The sequence below is a fragment of the Vibrio sp. SCSIO 43086 genome, from assembly GCF_051132235.1.
Classification (GTDB): Bacteria; Pseudomonadota; Gammaproteobacteria; order Enterobacterales; family Vibrionaceae; genus Vibrio; species Vibrio diabolicus.
Genome location: NZ_CP072677.1, coordinates 1590336 through 1607651, shown reverse-complemented (window position 1 = coordinate 1607651; position 17316 = coordinate 1590336). Strand labels below are relative to the sequence as shown.

At 46.1% G+C, this 17316-nt stretch carries 13 protein-coding genes; 3 read left to right on the top strand and 10 right to left on the bottom strand.

The window, feature by feature from the left end:
* Positions 1-162: 162 nt before the first annotated feature.
* The 10 genes from J8Z23_RS07465 to J8Z23_RS07420 all read right to left on the bottom strand — a co-directional run bounded on the left by J8Z23_RS07465 (position 163) and on the right by J8Z23_RS07420 (position 13638).
* A complete protein-coding gene (locus J8Z23_RS07465; RefSeq protein WP_434635275.1) occupies positions 163-1608 on the bottom strand; it encodes a bifunctional NUDIX hydrolase/phosphatase PAP2 family protein in 1446 nt (481 codons plus the stop codon).
* Positions 1609-1996: 388 nt separating this feature from the next.
* Positions 1997-3328: a trypsin-like serine protease gene (locus J8Z23_RS07460; RefSeq protein ID WP_301658844.1), complete on the bottom strand. Its 1332-nt coding sequence runs from the start codon at positions 3326-3328 to the stop codon at positions 1997-1999.
* A 194-nt stretch (positions 3329-3522) separates the two neighbouring features.
* Positions 3523-3999, bottom strand: a complete 477-nt coding sequence (locus J8Z23_RS07455; protein ID WP_046874942.1) for a GNAT family N-acetyltransferase — start codon at positions 3997-3999, stop codon at positions 3523-3525.
* Positions 4000-4189: 190 nt separating this feature from the next.
* A complete protein-coding gene (locus tag J8Z23_RS07450; protein ID WP_005395064.1) occupies positions 4190-6067 on the bottom strand; it encodes a propionyl-CoA synthetase in 1878 nt (625 codons plus the stop codon).
* A gap of 57 nt (positions 6068-6124) precedes the next feature.
* A complete protein-coding gene (prpF, locus tag J8Z23_RS07445; protein WP_301658843.1) occupies positions 6125-7321 on the bottom strand; it encodes a 2-methylaconitate cis-trans isomerase PrpF in 1197 nt (398 codons plus the stop codon).
* A 9-nt stretch (positions 7322-7330) separates the two neighbouring features.
* Positions 7331-9922, bottom strand: a complete 2592-nt coding sequence (acnD, locus tag J8Z23_RS07440; RefSeq protein ID WP_395206431.1) for a Fe/S-dependent 2-methylisocitrate dehydratase AcnD — start codon at positions 9920-9922, stop codon at positions 7331-7333.
* Positions 9923-10078: 156 nt separating this feature from the next.
* Positions 10079-11221 carry a bifunctional 2-methylcitrate synthase/citrate synthase gene (prpC, locus tag J8Z23_RS07435; RefSeq protein WP_012841784.1) on the bottom strand — a complete coding sequence of 381 codons (1143 nt, stop codon included), beginning with the start codon at positions 11219-11221 and terminating at the stop codon, positions 10079-10081.
* Positions 11222-11351: 130 nt separating this feature from the next.
* Positions 11352-12248: a methylisocitrate lyase gene (gene prpB / locus J8Z23_RS07430; RefSeq protein ID WP_268844919.1), complete on the bottom strand. Its 897-nt coding sequence runs from the start codon at positions 12246-12248 to the stop codon at positions 11352-11354.
* A gap of 12 nt (positions 12249-12260) precedes the next feature.
* A complete protein-coding gene (locus J8Z23_RS07425; RefSeq protein ID WP_005395069.1) occupies positions 12261-12974 on the bottom strand; it encodes a GntR family transcriptional regulator in 714 nt (237 codons plus the stop codon).
* Positions 12975-13239: 265 nt separating this feature from the next.
* Entirely contained in the window at positions 13240-13638 is a 399-nt protein-coding gene (locus J8Z23_RS07420; RefSeq protein ID WP_085343805.1) for a GFA family protein, read from the bottom strand.
* Positions 13639-13897: 259 nt separating this feature from the next.
* On the opposite strand from J8Z23_RS07420, the gene J8Z23_RS07415 reads away from it, so the two are divergent.
* The 3 genes from J8Z23_RS07415 (at position 13898) to J8Z23_RS07405 (ending at position 17149) form a co-directional block, all read left to right on the top strand.
* Positions 13898-14869, top strand: a complete 972-nt coding sequence (locus J8Z23_RS07415) for a tripartite tricarboxylate transporter substrate binding protein (protein WP_005395072.1) — start codon at positions 13898-13900, stop codon at positions 14867-14869.
* 239 nt (positions 14870-15108) lie between these two features.
* The gene (locus J8Z23_RS07410; protein WP_168187800.1) at positions 15109-15603 is read left to right on the top strand and encodes a tripartite tricarboxylate transporter TctB family protein; all 495 of its coding nucleotides are present in this window, start codon (positions 15109-15111) and stop codon (positions 15601-15603) included.
* Positions 15604-15622: 19 nt separating this feature from the next.
* Positions 15623-17149, top strand: a complete 1527-nt coding sequence (locus tag J8Z23_RS07405) for a tripartite tricarboxylate transporter permease (RefSeq protein ID WP_434635274.1) — start codon at positions 15623-15625, stop codon at positions 17147-17149.
* Positions 17150-17316 lie beyond the last annotated feature (167 nt).

Sequence of the window (17316 nt, the reverse complement as noted above, 5' to 3'; positions counted from 1 at the left end):
TTCTCTCCGCCGCTATTGCGTCAACGTTATTACCTTTAACTCAGCCATGGCGTCAGATATACGCAAAGCCACATTGTTGAGCTACTCAACGTACAAAAAAGCCTTGCTGTAAAGCAAGGCTTTCTTTTTACTCGTATGCCTGAGAAAGAAAGCATACAACCATCAATCTAGCACTGTTTCTCTCTGTTGTTTTTCATGAATCAGCTTTCTTGCAAGCAAGATAAACAGCAACATCAACAATGGATAATGCAACGTCGACAATACCAATGACCACAAACCACTAAACGAGACAACAGAGCTTGAGTACAAATAAAGTTGCTCAACGAATACCAACGCAAGCGTTACAAAAATCATCTGACGAGAATCCAAATGCACTTTTGACTCTCTAAACGTCATAACCAACGCTGATGCCGTAATTAAAATAGCTAACCAGCGGCCAAACACAGGTAATGGCCAGATAACAGAGATGACCGCCGTTACCGCAGTCATAATGAACCAGACGCCTTTTGAGCTCAGCACTTGATCAACATTCACGTCTTGATTTGTTTCCAATCGCAGAACATGCCAGGCTACCAAGCTTCCTAACAGCGCACCAAACAACATATCTAAGAAAAAGGCGCTACCAAGGAAAAACTTACATAACATAATAGTAAGCGTGATGAGCATCATAACAGCGGTCGTACCATTCAAACCGAAATAATGTGTTCTCTGAAATAAAAAGGTTAAAACACAAAACCAAACGGCAATAGGCAAACTTGGAAAACTAAATCCAAAGCTGTGTGTTAACTCCATCATTGGTATATAGACATGCGGGCGAGGAAGCGCAAAGCCCTGTTGAGCTACAAGTACCATCAGGGACGTCGCGCTAATAGCGAAAAAGAGTCGGAATACAAATCGACTGCCAAAACGTATCATTACTAACGGAAATAGAAAAAGCAGTATCGTAGGTTCTGTCAGTTCTATAACAAGATTTGAGATCTGATTCGCTACCTCGAAACTCGTTTCGGATAAAGCCCCTACCCAACTTTGTAAGTCTTTCATCCACCTCAATTCAATCTGACGAAATGAAGGTGCGGATTCGATCAGCTGAGTCACATAAGATGCGGACTGCTGAGTAGCTTGTTCAAAAAACTGAATGGCTTGTGGCCATTGAGCGGGATAGCGGTACAAAAATGATGGCAGCTCGGATGGTCCAAGTAACATTGCAGATGCGATTTCTACCCCGTAGTGAGGAGCAAACCAAATAGGTAACTCATTCCCACCTAAGGAATTGTTCATCGAAAAAGCAATAATCTCAGAATCTGATATGCAATCGTAATAAACCGCGGTGTCTGTTCTGCCAAGTTCCTCCCCAACCGTGACCACTAAACCCGTTTCTTCCCACGTTTCTCTTTGCGCAGCAACTTTGGGGGATTCTCCATCAATAATTGTCCCACCAGGTAGAGAAATCTTATCCGTCAATATTTCATGAACTAGCACTAACTTGTCGTCAGCACGAACAACGCAGAGTGCCCCTTTAACTTCGCTCGCGGCAGCTTTAGCCGTAGAGATTGGTGAAACAGGTAACAAAATAAAACAAAGGATGAGTAATAACAGCTGTCTCAACACAAAATATGACCTTAAGTAAACATTATGATAACCAATGAATAATGGCAGTTAATCTTATCTTTTTCGATAAAAATTAAGTAACGAGTTATGCCAAACAACGTTGATCGAATAAAGCATGATCTTGAAGCTCATTGGAGAGTAATTTAATGCAAACCTGACAAAAATCAGACAAAACATGAAATGTTGATCGCAATTCTGCCAGTTATATGAAGGTAGCGTCAGGATAAAGTCATACACATTTTATGGGTTCTCAAAGTTGGAACAATAAAAAAGGGCTTATTATTCGAAAACAATAAACCCTGCTTATGATAATTATGCGCTGTTCGTTGAAACCAAGAATGAATTCTACCTCAAGTCACCAACGAATCAGCTTTTGAATGCTTGATGGTTAGTTAGACTTGCAATGTGCGTCGCGAACTTCTTGCCAAACACCCCAAGGTCCAGAGTCTGCTGGGTTATCGCCTTGAGTCCACCACTGCGCCTGCCACACTTTGCCATTCCAAGTAACGTTATCCCCTTTGAGATACACCGTACTCGCTTGCCATTCTGCTGTGCAGTTATCTGTTGGAGGCGTTGTCACTGTTTTGGCTTGAGCCGACACTAGCGCCTGATATTGTGTACTGGTCTTATCAACGTTGAAGTTCAAAGCAACTCTTGCTTCTCCCGCCTGAGCTGCTCCAAATTCGACATCGACACGACAACTTGCATTCATTGCTAACGTCGCCTGAGAACACTGATCATTTGCAATAACGGCAGCATCAGCAACGCCAGAAGCAAACGCGCGAACGTTTTCTACAGTGAACGTCGTGTTACCTGAATTTTTGATAACAAAACTATGTTGCTGCAACTCGCCAACATTAAATGATGCCAATGTCTGTTCGGTGGTATACCCAACAGAAACATTCTCTTTAGGAGGTGTAGTCGTGCCAATGACACCATTAACAAAATTACGCATGGCGGCGATATCGCTATAAACACCATACATACCCGGACGAGCACAACCTATCCCCCAACTGACCACACCAAGTTGAGTAATTACGCCACCACGATTAATAACGATTGGGCCACCGCTATCTCCCTGACAGGAATCTATCCCACCTTGAGGAATTCCCGCACAGAATGACACTTCTCCAACGGTTGTGTAATTGCCACCGGCTTGACGACAAGTCGTGTCCGACACGAGCGGAACGTCAACCTCTTGCAATCGAGATGGGGAGCTTCCTCCTTCAGAGGTTCTCCCTAAACCTGCGACTGTAAGCCAATCTCCGATACTGGCGTATTGCGTTAGACTGCCATCGGCAATTTCAACCGCGGCAACACCTTGAGGTACAGAGTCTAACTTTAAGACTGCGAGATCGTGAGAAAGCGTTGCTCGGCGATATGCCGGGTGCATGTGGATTTCACTCACGTTAGCTCGAACACCGTCAGTGCCATTGTAAACGACGCCACCAATTTTAACCGCAATCTGATTCGGTGAATCACCCTCGACACAGTGGGCCGCAGTCAGGACGTAGCCATTTCCAATATAACTGGCACCACAATATGATCGGTTACCATAACGGCCCACAATTTGGGTGTAGAATCTCCACTCACTAGGATCAGCAGTGATGCCGCCTACGATCTGGGGTTGTATAGTGTGATTTTGTGTCTGTGACAAATCATCAGCACTTGCGAACATTGGCAAAACAGCCAACGCAAGTAACGATTTTGTTAGTTTCAAAATATTGTCCTCTTGTTTTTGTAAGCACGATCCTCGTGCTACTAATAAACAAGCAGACAAAAACGCCAATACCAATGTGGGCGCATATTAATTTACTAACATTGCGAGCAACTTATAGAGAAAAGTCTATTGACGAACTGAATGATTTCAATTCGCTAGAATGTGTATCACAATATTAAAATTAAGCATGGCCATTAGCTCAACGGCTTTCTTAGATAGTGAATATGGTGTGCAAACCCTTGTTTTTCATACAAAGAGATTGCACCCTGGTTAAAGTGCCATACTTCAACAAACATCTGTTTTGCACCGTAATCAGAGAACGTTGACTCAATTTTGTTAATCAATGCCTGAGCTGTGCCTTGTTTCCGAAACTCAGGTAACACATAGAGCTCATCCACACTTCCCATCATAACCGGCTGACTGACGGTAGAAACAAGTTCACAGAAATGACCAGAGATAAAACCAATAATTTCATCTCCTTGTTTTGCTACATAAACAAGACATTCAGGATCATCAATGTATCGAGCAATACTTTTTTCTTGCTCTATCTCCTCTGCAGTTTTGAACAGCTCAGGAGATTGAAGATGATGCTCATCATGCAGCTCAAACATAAGGTCGTTGAGCGACTCAAGGTCGCTAAAACACGCAGATTTAATTACAAACGTGGTCATACAAAGGGTCACTAAAAATTGAATGGCTGTAGTTTGTGAGGAAAATGCCGTATTGGCAAGTCACAAAATTGCCTGCACGAGACGTTTACGCGATCTACAAACAAAAAAGCCCCTGCACTTAATAAGCGTACAGAGGCAGAACCAACCTACAGAGTTCGAGGATCAGGGGTTAGTTAGAATTGAGTTTTAATTAGCGTCTTAACACTCGTTCAATTTCGTTCAAACTACTTGGGTCATCAATCGTTGACGGAACGGTGTATTTTTCACCATCGGCTATTTGACGTATGGTTCGGCGCAGAATTTTACCCGAACGTGTTTTCGGTAAGCGATCCACAACCAGTGCATGCTTAAAGCAGGCAACCGCACCGATCTCACTACGTACCTTGCCAACAAGCTCACCTTCAAGATCAAGCTCGTCCACTTTGACACCATCTTTAAGCACAACAAAACCAAGTGGTAACTGCCCTTTTAACTCATCGTGGATACCCACGACTGCACATTCCGCAATCGCTGGGTGGCCACCGACAATTTCTTCCATTTCGCCTGTCGATAAACGATGCCCCGCGACATTAATCACGTCATCAATACGTCCCATAATGAACAGGTAACCGTCTTCATCCAAATAGCCACCATCACCTGACACATAGTAGCCAGGGAATTGGCTGAGGTAACCGGTTTCAAAACGGTCATGGTTACGCCAAACCGTTGGCAGACAACTCGGTGGCAGCGGACGTTTTAATGCGACAAAGCCTTGTTGGTTAGGCCCGACCGACTCTCCAAGTTCATTCAGAATCTCGACCTGATAACCCGGAATTGGCTTCGTCGAAGAACCCGCTTTAACTGGCATCATTTCAACACCTGTTGGGTTGCCCGCGATAGCCCAACCCGTTTCCGTTTGCCACCAGTGGTCAATAACGGGTTTGTCTGCTTTGCTCTGAACCCATTCCAGTGTTGGAGGGTCAAGGCGTTCTCCGGCCATAAAGATGGTTTTCAATTTAGAGAGATCATACTGTTTTAAAAACTCACCTTCTGGGTCTTCTTTCTTGATCGCACGGAACGCTGTCGGGGCAGAGAACAACGCATCTACTTTGTATTCGTCACACACTCGCCAGAACGCGCCAGGATCCGGTGTTCGGACGGGCTTGCCTTCGAATAGGATTGTTGTGCAACCGTGAATCAGTGGCGCGTAAACAATGTAAGAGTGCCCTACTACCCAACCAACATCAGATGCCGCCCAAAATACGCCATCTTGAGGAATGTTGTAGATTGCGCTCATAGAGTACTTCATCGCGACGGCATGGCCACCGTTGTCACGCACAACGCCTTTTGGCTTACCTGTCGTACCCGAAGTATAAAGAATGTAGAGTGGATCGGTTGCCAACACCGGAACACAACCGTGTGGCAACGCTTGGTTGTACTCTTGCTGCCAATCCAGATCTCTTTCTTGGTTTAGATCGGCTTCGCACTCAGGACGCTGGAATATAAATACTTTTTCAGGCTTCCATCGGCTGTCCATAATGGCCTTGTCTACCATTGGCTTATATGGAATAACTTTGTTGATCTCAATCCCACATGACGCCGTCATGATGACTTTCGGCTCTGCATCTTCAATTCGTACAGCAAGCTCATTAGGTGCAAAACCACCGAATACAACGGAGTGAATCGCCCCCAAACGCGCGCAGGCTAGCATCGCCATTGCGGCTTCTGGAATCATCGGCATGTAAATAACGACTCGGTCGCCTTTTTCAACGCCTTGGGCAGACAGCATGCCGGCAATTTTTGCCACTTGGTCACGCAGGTTACTATAGGTATACGTGGTTTTATTGCCGGTTACTGGCGAGTCATAAATGAGTGCCGTATTATCACCGCGTCCTTGCTCGCAATGGTAATCCAATGCTAACCAGCACGTATTCATTACTCCATCTGGGAACCAACGTTCGATGCCGTTCTCATCAGATTTCAAGATGGTTTTAGGAGATTCGAACCAATCGATATTCTCCGCTTGAGCGCGCCAAAAACTCTCCGGTTCATTCTTCGCCCATAAGTATTCTTTTTCGTATGAAGACATATTGCTTCCTCCAGTATGTCCTGACATTGCTCTCGTTCTATTCAAAGACCGTTCTTTTCACTCAAAGACATCAGAGGGTACACGCACAAATCCCTCCATTAGTATTCTCGCACTTCGGCTCATGATGGCTTTTTGTACCACCCAGCCCTGTTCAGCTTGCTTCGCTTGTGCTCCAACTTTTAACGTTCCTGAGGGGTGGCCAAAAGTCACTGACTCTTTTTCACCGCCACCAGCAGCCAAGTTAACCAACGTACCCGGTACACACGACGCTGAAGCGATAGCAACGGCTGCGGTTCCCATCATTGCATGGTGAAGTTTGCCCATCGACAGCGCGCGAACGAGCACATCAATATCCAACTCATTAACGGCTTTACCACTTGAAGACAGGTAACTTTTCGGTTTAGAAACAAACGCTATTTTCGGCGTATGTTGACGTGTTTGAGCTTCTTCTAAATCAGAAATCAGGCCCATTTTTAACGCGCCATGTGCACGGATGGATTCGAACATCGCTAATGCGGCATCATCGTTGTTGATATCGTCTTGCAGCTCGGTGCCCTGATATCCTATCGATTCAGCATCAATAAAAATGGTTGGAATGCCCGCATTTATAAATGTGGCGTTAAACGTACCTACGTCCGGTACCACTAAATCATCGACTAAGTTGCCTGTTGGGAACATGCTGCCTTCGCCATCAGAAGGGTCAACGAAATCGACTTGAATCTCGGCGGCCGGAAACGTCACGCCATCGAGCTCAAACTCGCCGGTTTCTTGGACGAAACCATTAACAATTGGAACGTGAATCAAGATGGTTTTGCTGATGTTCACCTGCCAAACACGCACCGTCACAATGCCATTTTCTGGAATGCGATCTTGTGGAATCAGCCCAGCATGAATGGCGAAGGGACCAACTGCCGCAGACAAGTTGCCGCAGTTACCACTCCAATCGACGAATGGTTTGTCGATCGACACTTGTCCAAACAAGTAGTCAACATCGTGATCTGCTCGGCTACTGCGAGAAACAATCACTGTTTTACTGGTGCTGGAGGTCGCACCACCCATGCCATCAATTTGCTTCGCGTAAGGATCCGGGCTGCCGATAACACGTAACAACAGCTTGTCACGCGCGGCTCCAGCCACTTGCGCTTCTTGAGGCAAATCCTCTAGGTTGAAAAAGACACCTTTACTTGTACCGCCACGCATGTACGTCGCCGGCACTTTGATTTGGCTCATTTGATTCGGAGTTTTGCTTTCCATACCCACTCCTTATTGCGCCAAGAAATCTTGCGCAAAACGCTGCAGAACACCGCCCGCGTTGTACACATGAACTTCGTCAGCGGTATCTAGGCGACACGTAACAGGAACGTCGACTTTCTCACCGTTGCTACGTGTAATAACCAAGGCTAAATCTGCACCCGGCTTGATTTCACCAACCACGTCATACAGTTCAGTACCATCCAGTTCTAGCGTATTGCGGTTTACACCTGGCTTAAATTGCAGTGGTAGTACACCCATGCCAACCAAGTTAGTACGGTGAATACGCTCAAAGCCTTCAGCAACAATGGCTTCTACGCCTGCCAAACGAACACCTTTTGCTGCCCAGTCACGAGATGAACCCTGACCATAATCAGCACCCGCGACAACAATCAGTGGCTGTTTGCGGTTCATGTAGGTTTCAATCGCTTCCCACATGCGTACAACCTGGCCTTCTGGTTCGATTCGCGCCAGAGAACCCTGAACCACTTCACCGTTCTCTTTCACCATTTCGTTAAATAGTTTCGGGTTAGCAAAGGTCGCACGTTGCGCCGTTAAGTGATCGCCACGGTGAGTCGCATAAGAGTTGAAGTCCTCTTCCGGAACGCCCATTTTGGCAAGGTATTCACCCGCAGCACTGCTCGCCATGATCGCGTTGGATGGTGACAGGTGGTCAGTCGTGATGTTGTCGCCCAGAATCGCTAATGGACGCATGCCAGACAGTGTTCTTTCACCCGCCAGCGCACCTTCCCAGTAAGGTGGACGGCGAATGTAGGTACTCATCGGACGCCAGTCGTAAAGCGGACTAGAGCTTTTCTCTGCGTCATCGAGCTTAAACATCTGGATGTAAACTTGGTTAAACTGCTCTGGCTTAACGTGTTTGCCGACCACAACATCGATCTCTTCGTCGCTTGGCCACAAATCATTTAAGTAAATTGGTTTACCATTTTGGTCAGTACCCAGAGCATCGCGCTCGATATCAAAACGAATGGTTCCTGCTAGCGCATAAGCGACAACTAACGGTGGAGATGCTAAGAAGGCTTGTTTCGCATAAGGGTGAATTCGGCCATCGAAGTTACGGTTACCAGACAGAACGGCTGTCGCATATAAATCACGGTCGATGATCTCTTGTTGGATTTTTGGATCCAACGCACCACTCATACCGTTACAAGTGGTACATGCGTAACCGACGATACCAAAGCCAAGCTTCTCTAACTCAGGTAATAAGCCCGCTTCTTCCAAGTACAGGCGTGCAACTTTAGAACCCGGAGCAAAAGACGATTTCACCCAAGGTTTACGTACAAGGCCGAGCTCATTGGCTTTCTTCGCGACAAGGCCAGCAGCGACGACGTTTCTTGGGTTACTAGTATTAGTACACGATGTGATAGCAGCGATGATCACTGCGCCATCTGGCAACTCACCTTCTTTCTCTTCCCACGCACCAGAAATGCCACGCTGCGCCAACTCCGATGTTGGTAAACGGCGGTGAGGGTTTGACGGGCCGGCCATGTTACGACTTACTGATGATAAATCGAACTCAAGTACTCGCTCATAAACGGCAGTATCTAGATCGTCAGCCCAAAGACCGGTTTGTTTTGCGTATTTTTCTACTAGAGCAACTTGCTCTTCATTTCGACCAGTTAGTTTCAAGTAATTGATGGTCTGCTCATCAATATAAAACATGCCAGCTGTCGCGCCGTATTCTGGTGTCATATTTGAAATAGTTGCGCGGTCTCCGATCGTTAGATCGCGTGCACCTTCACCAAAGAATTCAAGATATGAAGAGACCACACGCTCGTTACGTAGGAACTCAGTAATCGCGAGGACAATATCCGTTGCGGTAATGCCCGGTTGACGTTTACCCGTCAGTTTGACACCGACAATATCTGGTAGACGCATCATTGATGGTCGGCCAAGCATGACGGTTTCTGCTTCCAGACCACCGACACCTATCGCAATAACACCAAGAGCGTCTACGTGAGGCGTGTGACTGTCCGTACCCACACAGGTGTCTGGGTAGGCAATGCCCTGCTTTGCTTGTACCACAGGAGACATTTTTTCCAAGTTGATTTGGTGCATGATGCCATTCCCAGCTGGAATCACGCTGACGTTTTCAAACGCTGTTTTACACCACTCGATAAAGTGGAATCGGTCTTCATTACGGCGCTCTTCAATCGCGCGGTTTTTGTCGAAGGCATCAGGTTCAAAGCCCGCATGCTCAACCGCTAAAGAATGGTCAACGATCAATTGAGTCTCAACCACAGGGTTCACTTTTGCAGGATCGCCACCCTGATCCGAAATAGCATCGCGCAGACCCGCTAAATCGACTAGAGCAGTCTGACCAAGAATGTCATGACAAACCACGCGTGCTGGATACCAAGGAAAATCAAGATCACGTTTACGTTCAATTAACTGTTTTAGGCTATCCGTCAATGTGTTCGGTTCACAGCGACGGACCAGTTGCTCAGCTAGCACGCGGGAGGTGTAAGGGAGTTTTTCATAGGCTCCAGGAGAAATGGCATTGACGGCTTCGCGTGCATCAAAGTAATCCAGTTGAGTTCCCGGAAGCGGCTTACGATATTGGGTATTAATATTTGTGTTCATGGTTTGCTTCCATTCAGTCTGTACATCTTGCCTTCATCAACGTTTTTCCATTGCTCCAGAAACATCGTGATGAGAGGGGCTCCTTCCTCTGTCAGAGAGAGGTACAAAGGAAGGAGGTGGTCAATCAAAGCATATGTGCCCTGATTGACCTTCGCGCTAGCGATTCTCGATAGGTACCCATTCTTGATGGTCTGGGCCCGTGTAATCAGCACTTGGGCGAATGATGCGGTTATTGGCACGTTGCTCATAAACGTGTGCCGCCCAGCCCGTTAAACGACTCATCACAAAAATTGGTGTGAACAGCTTGGTTGGAATGTCCATGAAGTGGTAAGCCGATGCATGGAAGAAGTCCGCATTACAGAACAGACCTTTCTCTCGCTTCATCACTGATTCCACACGCTCAGAAACAGCATATAGATGTGTATCACCGACTTGCTGTGACAGCTCTTTCGACCAGCGTTTAATCAACGCGTTGCGAGGATCACTTTCGCGATAGATGGCATGGCCAAAGCCCATGATCTTGTCTTTGTTGGCCAGCATTTTCATGATGTTCGCTTCCGCCTCGTCTGGCGTTTGCCAATCTTCAATCATTTCCATCGCTGCTTCGTTTGCGCCGCCATGAAGTGGCCCGCGAAGCGTACCGATTGCTGCCGTAATACAAGAATGAATGTCTGACAACGTTGATGCACAAACACGCGCTGCAAAAGTTGATGCGTTGAATTCATGCTCAGCGTAAAGGATTAAGGAACAGTGCATCACTTGCTTGTGTAGCGCTGATGGCTCTTTATCTGTAAGCAATCGCAAGAAGTAACCGCCGATGCAGTCTTCGGTTTGATCTTCTGTATCGATACGAACGCCATCGTGACTAAAACGATACCAGTAACAGATGATCGCTGGGAAAAGCGCTAGCATACGTTCCGTCGAATGTAATTGCTCATCGAAGCTCATTTCTTGCTCTAGGTTTCCTAACACAGAACAACCAGTGCGCATCACATCCATTGGATGAGCAGTAGCAGGAATAAGCTCTAACGCTTGCTTAAGCTCAGTTGGTAAGCCGCGAAGGTTTAAGAGATGTGTCTTGTACGCATCCAGTTCTTTCTGAGTTGGTAAGTGACCGCGTAACAGAAGATGTGCAACTTCTTCAAATTGAGCATTATTGGCAAGGTCAGTAATATCGTAACCGCGATAAGTCAGACCGGTCCCCGTTTTTCCGACAGTACATAAAGCTGTGCTTCCAGCGCTTTGACCGCGTAGGCCTGCACCACCTAACTCTGCTTTCTTTTCTGCAGTTTGAGACATTGTTTGAACTCCTTTTCTGTCTGGCTTTGCCCTCTTTGGAGCGTTTTTTAGCCAGACGAATTTCACGTTATTGAATTAGATAAATTCCGATTATCTTTTCTTGGGCTTCCGTCTATCTTTTCTTTTCCCGCTATTTTCCTTCAGAGAATAGCTGGTCAAGTTTGTCTTCGTAATCGTGGTAGTTCAGGTGCTGATACAACTCTTTGCGTGTTTGCATTGAATCAACCAAAGCTTCCTGATTGCCCACTTCTAGCAAATGCTTGTAAACCGTTTCAGCGGCTTTGTTCATGGCACGGAACGCACTTAATGGGTAAAGCACCATATCGACTTTCGCTTTTGCAAGCTCATCGCAGCCGTACAGTGGCGTTGCGCCGAACTCGGTAATGTTCGCCAGAATAGGAACGTGCTTTCCAGTTGCTTGCTCAAGTGCGTTTGAGAACTGAAGGTACTGATCCAGCTTGGTCATCGCTTCAGGGAAAATCATATCCGCGCCAGCTTCCACACACGCAATCGCACGCTCAATTGCACTGTCCATACCTTCAACAGCTAGCGCGTCAGTACGAGCCATAATCACAAAGCTTTCATCATTTCGTGCGTCAACCGCGGCTTTTACGCGATCAACCATCTCTTGCTGGCTCACAATTGCTTTGTTCGGACGATGCCCACAACGTTTCTGTACGACTTGGTCTTCCATATGAACCGCAGCAGCACCCGCCTTTTCCATTGCTTTGATCGTGCGAGCAATATTAAATGCGCCTCCAAAACCGGTGTCGATGTCGACCAATAGCGGTAAATCACACGCGTTAGTGATGCGGTCAACATCGACCAGTACGTCGTTCAATGTTGTAATACCGAGATCCGGCAATCCGTATGACGCGTTTGCAATACCGCCGCCAGACAAATAAATCGCTTGATGCCCCAAGTTTTTCGCCATCATGGCGCAGTAAGGGTTAATGGTGCCGACAATTTGCAGCGGATTGTTTTGTTCAATGGCGAGTCTGAACTTCGCTCCCGGTGTTAAGCTCATGACGAATTCCTTCTAGTCTTTGTCTAAACTTTCTGTATGTATAATTTGCGATTGGATGAGCTTTCGACTTCCTGAGATGTGTCTTCTCATCAGCATTTCTGCAAGCTCTTCATCGCGATTGCGAATGGCTTCCAGAATGAATTTGTGTTCAGTCAGCGCTTCATTTGGACGAGATTGCGCGCGCGGTGACTGATAGCGGTACATGCGTAGCAAGTGGTAAAGCTCGTCGCACAGCAGAGAAATCAGCTTGCTGTTTCGGCTTGCTTGGATGATGCGATAGTGAAAATCAAAATCTCCATGCTGATGGAAGTAAGAGGCTCCCTCCACTTGATCGATGTGCTTAGAATGTGTCGACAATAGCATTTCCAAGCTCAAGAGCTCTTCTTGCGTAATATGTCGTGCTGCTAACCTTGCCGCCATACCTTCTAGCGCTTCGCGAACCGCATAGAGTTCTATCAGCTTTTCTGGAGAAAAAGTGGTCACTCTAGCCCCGACATGAGGAATACGTTCAATGAGCCCTAGCCCCTCTAAACGCATTAATGCTTCACGCAAAGGACCCCGGCTGACTTGATATTTCTTCGCCAGTTCAGGCTCCGAGATTTTATGACCAGGCTTAACATCGCCATTCACAATGACTTCAATCAGTGTTTCTGTCAGTGTTTCTGACTTGGTGTGTTCTTTCTCAGAACCCAGTACTTTATAACGAGTTTTCAACTCAGAGTTCATACTCAGATACTCACGTTACCGACATCAAAATGTCTACAATTTCTTAACCTGAATATAAAGTAGTCGATCAAAGTGTCGACAATCAAGTAAATTGTCGACAATTTAGACTAAGGTCGTAATTTAAATCGACGAAAATCATCTATTACGAGCTAAATTGAGGGGTAATTGCGAAGGAAAAAGCAAATTGTCGACAACTAAACGCATCTTAACATTATGATATAAAAGAAAAATAATTAAGCCGTCGAACAATTAAGGATACAAAAGGCTATTCTTTAGGTGAAAATTGCTCAAAAACTTGCTGCGATGTCATCTTTTGTGAGGTGGGATTGAGGTCATAATACGCGGGCTTTTCATCGGTAAAGATCTCTAATGAGAGTTTGAAATCTGGATTGTCGAACAAACCAGCGGAGAGAATGTACTCGCCTGTCGGTAACAAATGATAGAAAAGGTTTGTACCGCATTCGCCACAAAAACCTCTCACCGCCCAGTCAGACGATTGATAGCGCTTTGGCTCGGCCCCCTTAAACGTTACGTTAGAACCACAATGCACAGCATGGAGTGCTCCACTCGACCATTTTCGACACATCGAGCAGTGGCATAGACTCACTTCATTCTTAGCATCTGCGATCACTTCAATAGCACCGCACAAACATGTCCCTTTCATTCTCTGTTTCCTTATTCGTTTGATGTCATTCCATTATGACGCAATTGTTAGCACGCACGCGTGATGTGCAACCAATTTTTCAGCGTGAACTTTATGAACAAAATACCCGTTATGCTCAATATTCTCTTTATCGACGTTTTAAAGACATCGATTTAACACTTGATTAACCTTTGATACATCAGCATCCAGTTCGAGTTAAAGGCTGAAACAAAAATAAGACTCATCAAAAAATAGAGTCACCAACATAAGGAACGTGAACATGTTAAAGGTAATCAAACCAACGCTCGCCGCATCTATCATCGCAGCTTCATTTTCATTTAACGCTTTTGCTGCTGATGTAGAAAAAATGCATTTCTTGATCCCTGGAGGTGCCGGTGGCGGCTGGGACATGACCGCACGAGGTACAGGTGATGTGCTACTCAAATCAGACATCGTTGAGACGGTATCTTTTCAAAACCTTTCTGGTGGCGGCGGCGGTAAAGCCATTGCGCACTTGATTGAAACGGCAGATCGTCAAGAAGATACACTGATGGTGAATTCAACGCCGATCGTCGTTCGCTCTCTAACAGGTATTTTCCCTCAATCCTTTAGAGATCTCACTCCCGTTGCAGCCACCATTGCGGATTACGGTGCCATCGTAGCCTCTGTTGATTCGCCATACAATTCTTGGGAAGACGTAGTAAAAGCATTTGAATCTAACCCTCGCAAAGTGAAAATCGCGGGTGGCTCTGCTCGTGGTTCTATGGACCACCTCGTCGTTGCCGCCGCATTTAAAGGCGAAGGATTTGATGCGCGTAAAGTGCGTTACATCGCTTACGATGCGGGCGGTAAAGCCATGGCAGCCCTTCTTTCAGGCGAAACTCAACTGCTCTCTACGGGCCTAGGTGAAGTACTGGAGATGTCAAAATCTGGTCAAGTCAAAGTGCTAGCGGTAACTGCACCAAAACGCCTAGAAGCCGCACCAAACATCCCTACGCTAACAGAATATGGTAACGAAACGGTCTTCGCTAACTGGCGTGGATTCTTTGCTGCACCAGGTACTAGCCAAGAAAAGCTGGATGAATGGAATGCAGCATTTACCAAAATGTACAACACTGACGAATGGCAAGTCGTCCGTGACCGCAATGGTTGGATAGACAACTACAAGGCGGACAAAGCGTTCTTCGCGTTCCTTGAAGAGCAAGAGCAGCAAATGGGTGACTTAATGCGCGAGTTAGGCTTCCTAAAGTAACAGTCGAACTGGGTTCCTTAGATTCCAACCTCACCCAATAACGTGGGGTTGGTATTTCCCCAACTGTATTTGCACTCTAAGTTTCACCGTATATGGATATTGTCGACAATCGGCATGCACACTCCTTTGTTTATATACCCAAAGCAGCTCGACTAGCAGCGAAATGCTTAATTGTTAATGGTTTAGTTTATTCATTAACGTCCATATGCGGTCTTTTTTATTTTTGTTAGGAGTTGAATATGCCTCGTTCAACCAACTTTTTCACCAAAGAATATTTGCTCTGTCGTGACCGTGTCGGCGCAATGATCTTTCTACTCTTCTGTCTTTGCTACGGTTATCAAACCTCGCAAATTCCATTGTTCCCTGGTGATGAATACGAACCGTTCACCGCACGTACTTTGCCAACCATCCTGACTTACGTTGGTGCTGGCCTTTCTCTGTTGTTACTGGCAACAGGACAACCAGATAAACAAAGTGGCGCGGTGCTGACCTTTAATTGGAAGTTACTGATCGCTTTCTTGGTTTTGATGGCGCTTTACGGCGTGGGCCTGACTTACCTAGGTTTTGTTATAGCTACTGGCTTCTTTTTATTGGCTGGCTTTTATCTGCTGGGGGAAAGACGTAAACCCGTTCTGTTCGGCGCGTCGTTTCCATTCGTGATCGCGTTCTATTTATTACTCACTCAAGGTTTAGACATCTACCTCGAACCGGGTTTGATTTTCACCATCTGGTAGTCAAAGAAAGGACTGAATTATGTTAGATGGAATTCTACAAGGTTTATCCACTGCAGTAATGCCAATGAACATCATGATGGTGATCGTTGGTTGTTTCGTCGGTACATTTATCGGCATGTTACCTGGGCTTGGGCCGATCTCAGCCATTGCTTTGATGATCCCAATTACTTATGGCCTAGAGCCCTCTTCTGGCCTTATTTTGATGGCGGGTGTTTATTACGGTGCGGTATTTGGTGGTTCTACATCGTCGATTTTAATTAACGCGCCGGGTTGTTCTTCAACCGTGGTGACAGCATTCGACGGCTACCCGATGGCTCAAAAAGGCCAAGCAGGTAAAGCATTAGCTTTGGCAGCTTATTCTTCTTTCACTGGCGGTACGCTATCTGCCATTATGTTGCTTGTCGCAGCACCAGCATTGGCTAGCGTTTCACTTAGCTTCCAATCGTCAGACTATTTTGCGTTGATGCTGCTTGGGTTATCAGCAGTCGCGGCTTTTGCGGGGAAAGGTCAGGTAATCAAAGCGTGGATGATGACCATTCTTGGTTTGATGCTATCTACAGTTGGTATCGATAAAGGCGTAGGCGTTGAACGCTTTACCTTCGGTTTGACGGATTTAATGGATGGCTTTAGCTTCTTGTTGCTTGCAATGGCGACATTCGCACTGGGTGAAACATTGATGGGCATTCTTAAACCATCAAAAGACACCAGCGATGAAGAACAGGAAAAGCTGAGTAACATTGGTTCAATGAAAGTGACGAAGGAAGAAATCAAAGACGTTGCGCCTGTTTCAATTCGCTCTTCAATATTAGGTTTCTTCACTGGCGTTCTTCCTGGCGCAGGAGCAACCATTGCTGCTTTTTTAAGCTATGGCATGGAGCGCAACCTCGCACCTAAAGAGAAAAAGGAAGAGTTCGGTAAAGGCAGTATCCGTGGTTTGGTCGCGCCAGAATCAGCGAACAATGCAGCCTCTAGTGGTTCATTTGTACCGCTGCTAACGCTTGGCATTCCGGGTTCTGGTACAACAGCAATAATGCTCGGTGCGCTGATCGCTTATGGTATTCAACCTGGTCCTCGCCTGTTTGTTGAGCACCCAGACGTGTTCTGGTCGGTGATCATTTCCATGTACTTCGGCAACATCGTACTCGTGATCCTGAACTTACCGTTGATTCCGTACATCTCAAAGCTTTTGGCGGTGCCTAGAACGGTACTTCTGCCGATGATTTTATTCTTCTCAATCACCGGAGTTTATTTGGTCTCATTCAATACCATGGATGTGTTCGTGATGCTGATTGTCGCTATGGCTGCCATTGCACTTCGACTCGCTAACTTCCCACTTGCGCCTTTATTGCTGGGTTTCATCCTTGGGGGATTAATGGAAGAGAACTTACACCGCGCATTAATGATTTCAGACGGCGAATTGAGTTTCCTATGGGAGCGCCCTATTACCCTTACCTTTACTGTTTTAGCCGTATTGGTACTGGCAAGTCCACTAATCGTAAAGCTGATTCAAAAGTTTAAAGCACAGCCAGTGAGCGTTGAGCAGTAATAGCTGTCTCTTTCAACCTAGACAAAGCCATCCATCGCGATGGCTTTTCTTTCTCCTATCAAATCGTTCACTTATTAAGCAAAACAATATTGACAAGTCATCGCCTATATATAAGAGTAGTTGCATGAATACACACTTAGCGCAACTTAACCAACGAATTATCATCA

Coding starts and splice junctions, on each gene's coding strand:
- J8Z23_RS07420 (WP_085343805.1), bottom strand. CDS start 13,638: ATGAAAGGGACATGTTTGTGCGGTGCTATTGAAGTGATCGCAGATGCT.
- J8Z23_RS07425 (WP_005395069.1), bottom strand. CDS start 12,974: ATGAACTCTGAGTTGAAAACTCGTTATAAAGTACTGGGTTCTGAGAAA.
- J8Z23_RS07455 (WP_046874942.1), bottom strand. CDS start 3,999: ATGACCACGTTTGTAATTAAATCTGCGTGTTTTAGCGACCTTGAGTCG.
- prpB (WP_268844919.1), bottom strand. CDS start 12,248: ATGAGCTTAACACCGGGAGCGAAGTTCAGACTCGCCATTGAACAAAAC.
- acnD (WP_395206431.1), bottom strand. CDS start 9,922: ATGAACACAAATATTAATACCCAATATCGTAAGCCGCTTCCGGGAACT.
- J8Z23_RS07410 (WP_168187800.1), top strand. CDS start 15,109: ATGCCTCGTTCAACCAACTTTTTCACCAAAGAATATTTGCTCTGTCGT.
- J8Z23_RS07405 (WP_434635274.1), top strand. CDS start 15,623: ATGTTAGATGGAATTCTACAAGGTTTATCCACTGCAGTAATGCCAATG.
- J8Z23_RS07450 (WP_005395064.1), bottom strand. CDS start 6,067: ATGTCTTCATACGAAAAAGAATACTTATGGGCGAAGAATGAACCGGAG.
- prpC (WP_012841784.1), bottom strand. CDS start 11,221: ATGTCTCAAACTGCAGAAAAGAAAGCAGAGTTAGGTGGTGCAGGCCTA.
- prpF (WP_301658843.1), bottom strand. CDS start 7,321: ATGGAAAGCAAAACTCCGAATCAAATGAGCCAAATCAAAGTGCCGGCG.
- J8Z23_RS07415 (WP_005395072.1), top strand. CDS start 13,898: ATGTTAAAGGTAATCAAACCAACGCTCGCCGCATCTATCATCGCAGCT.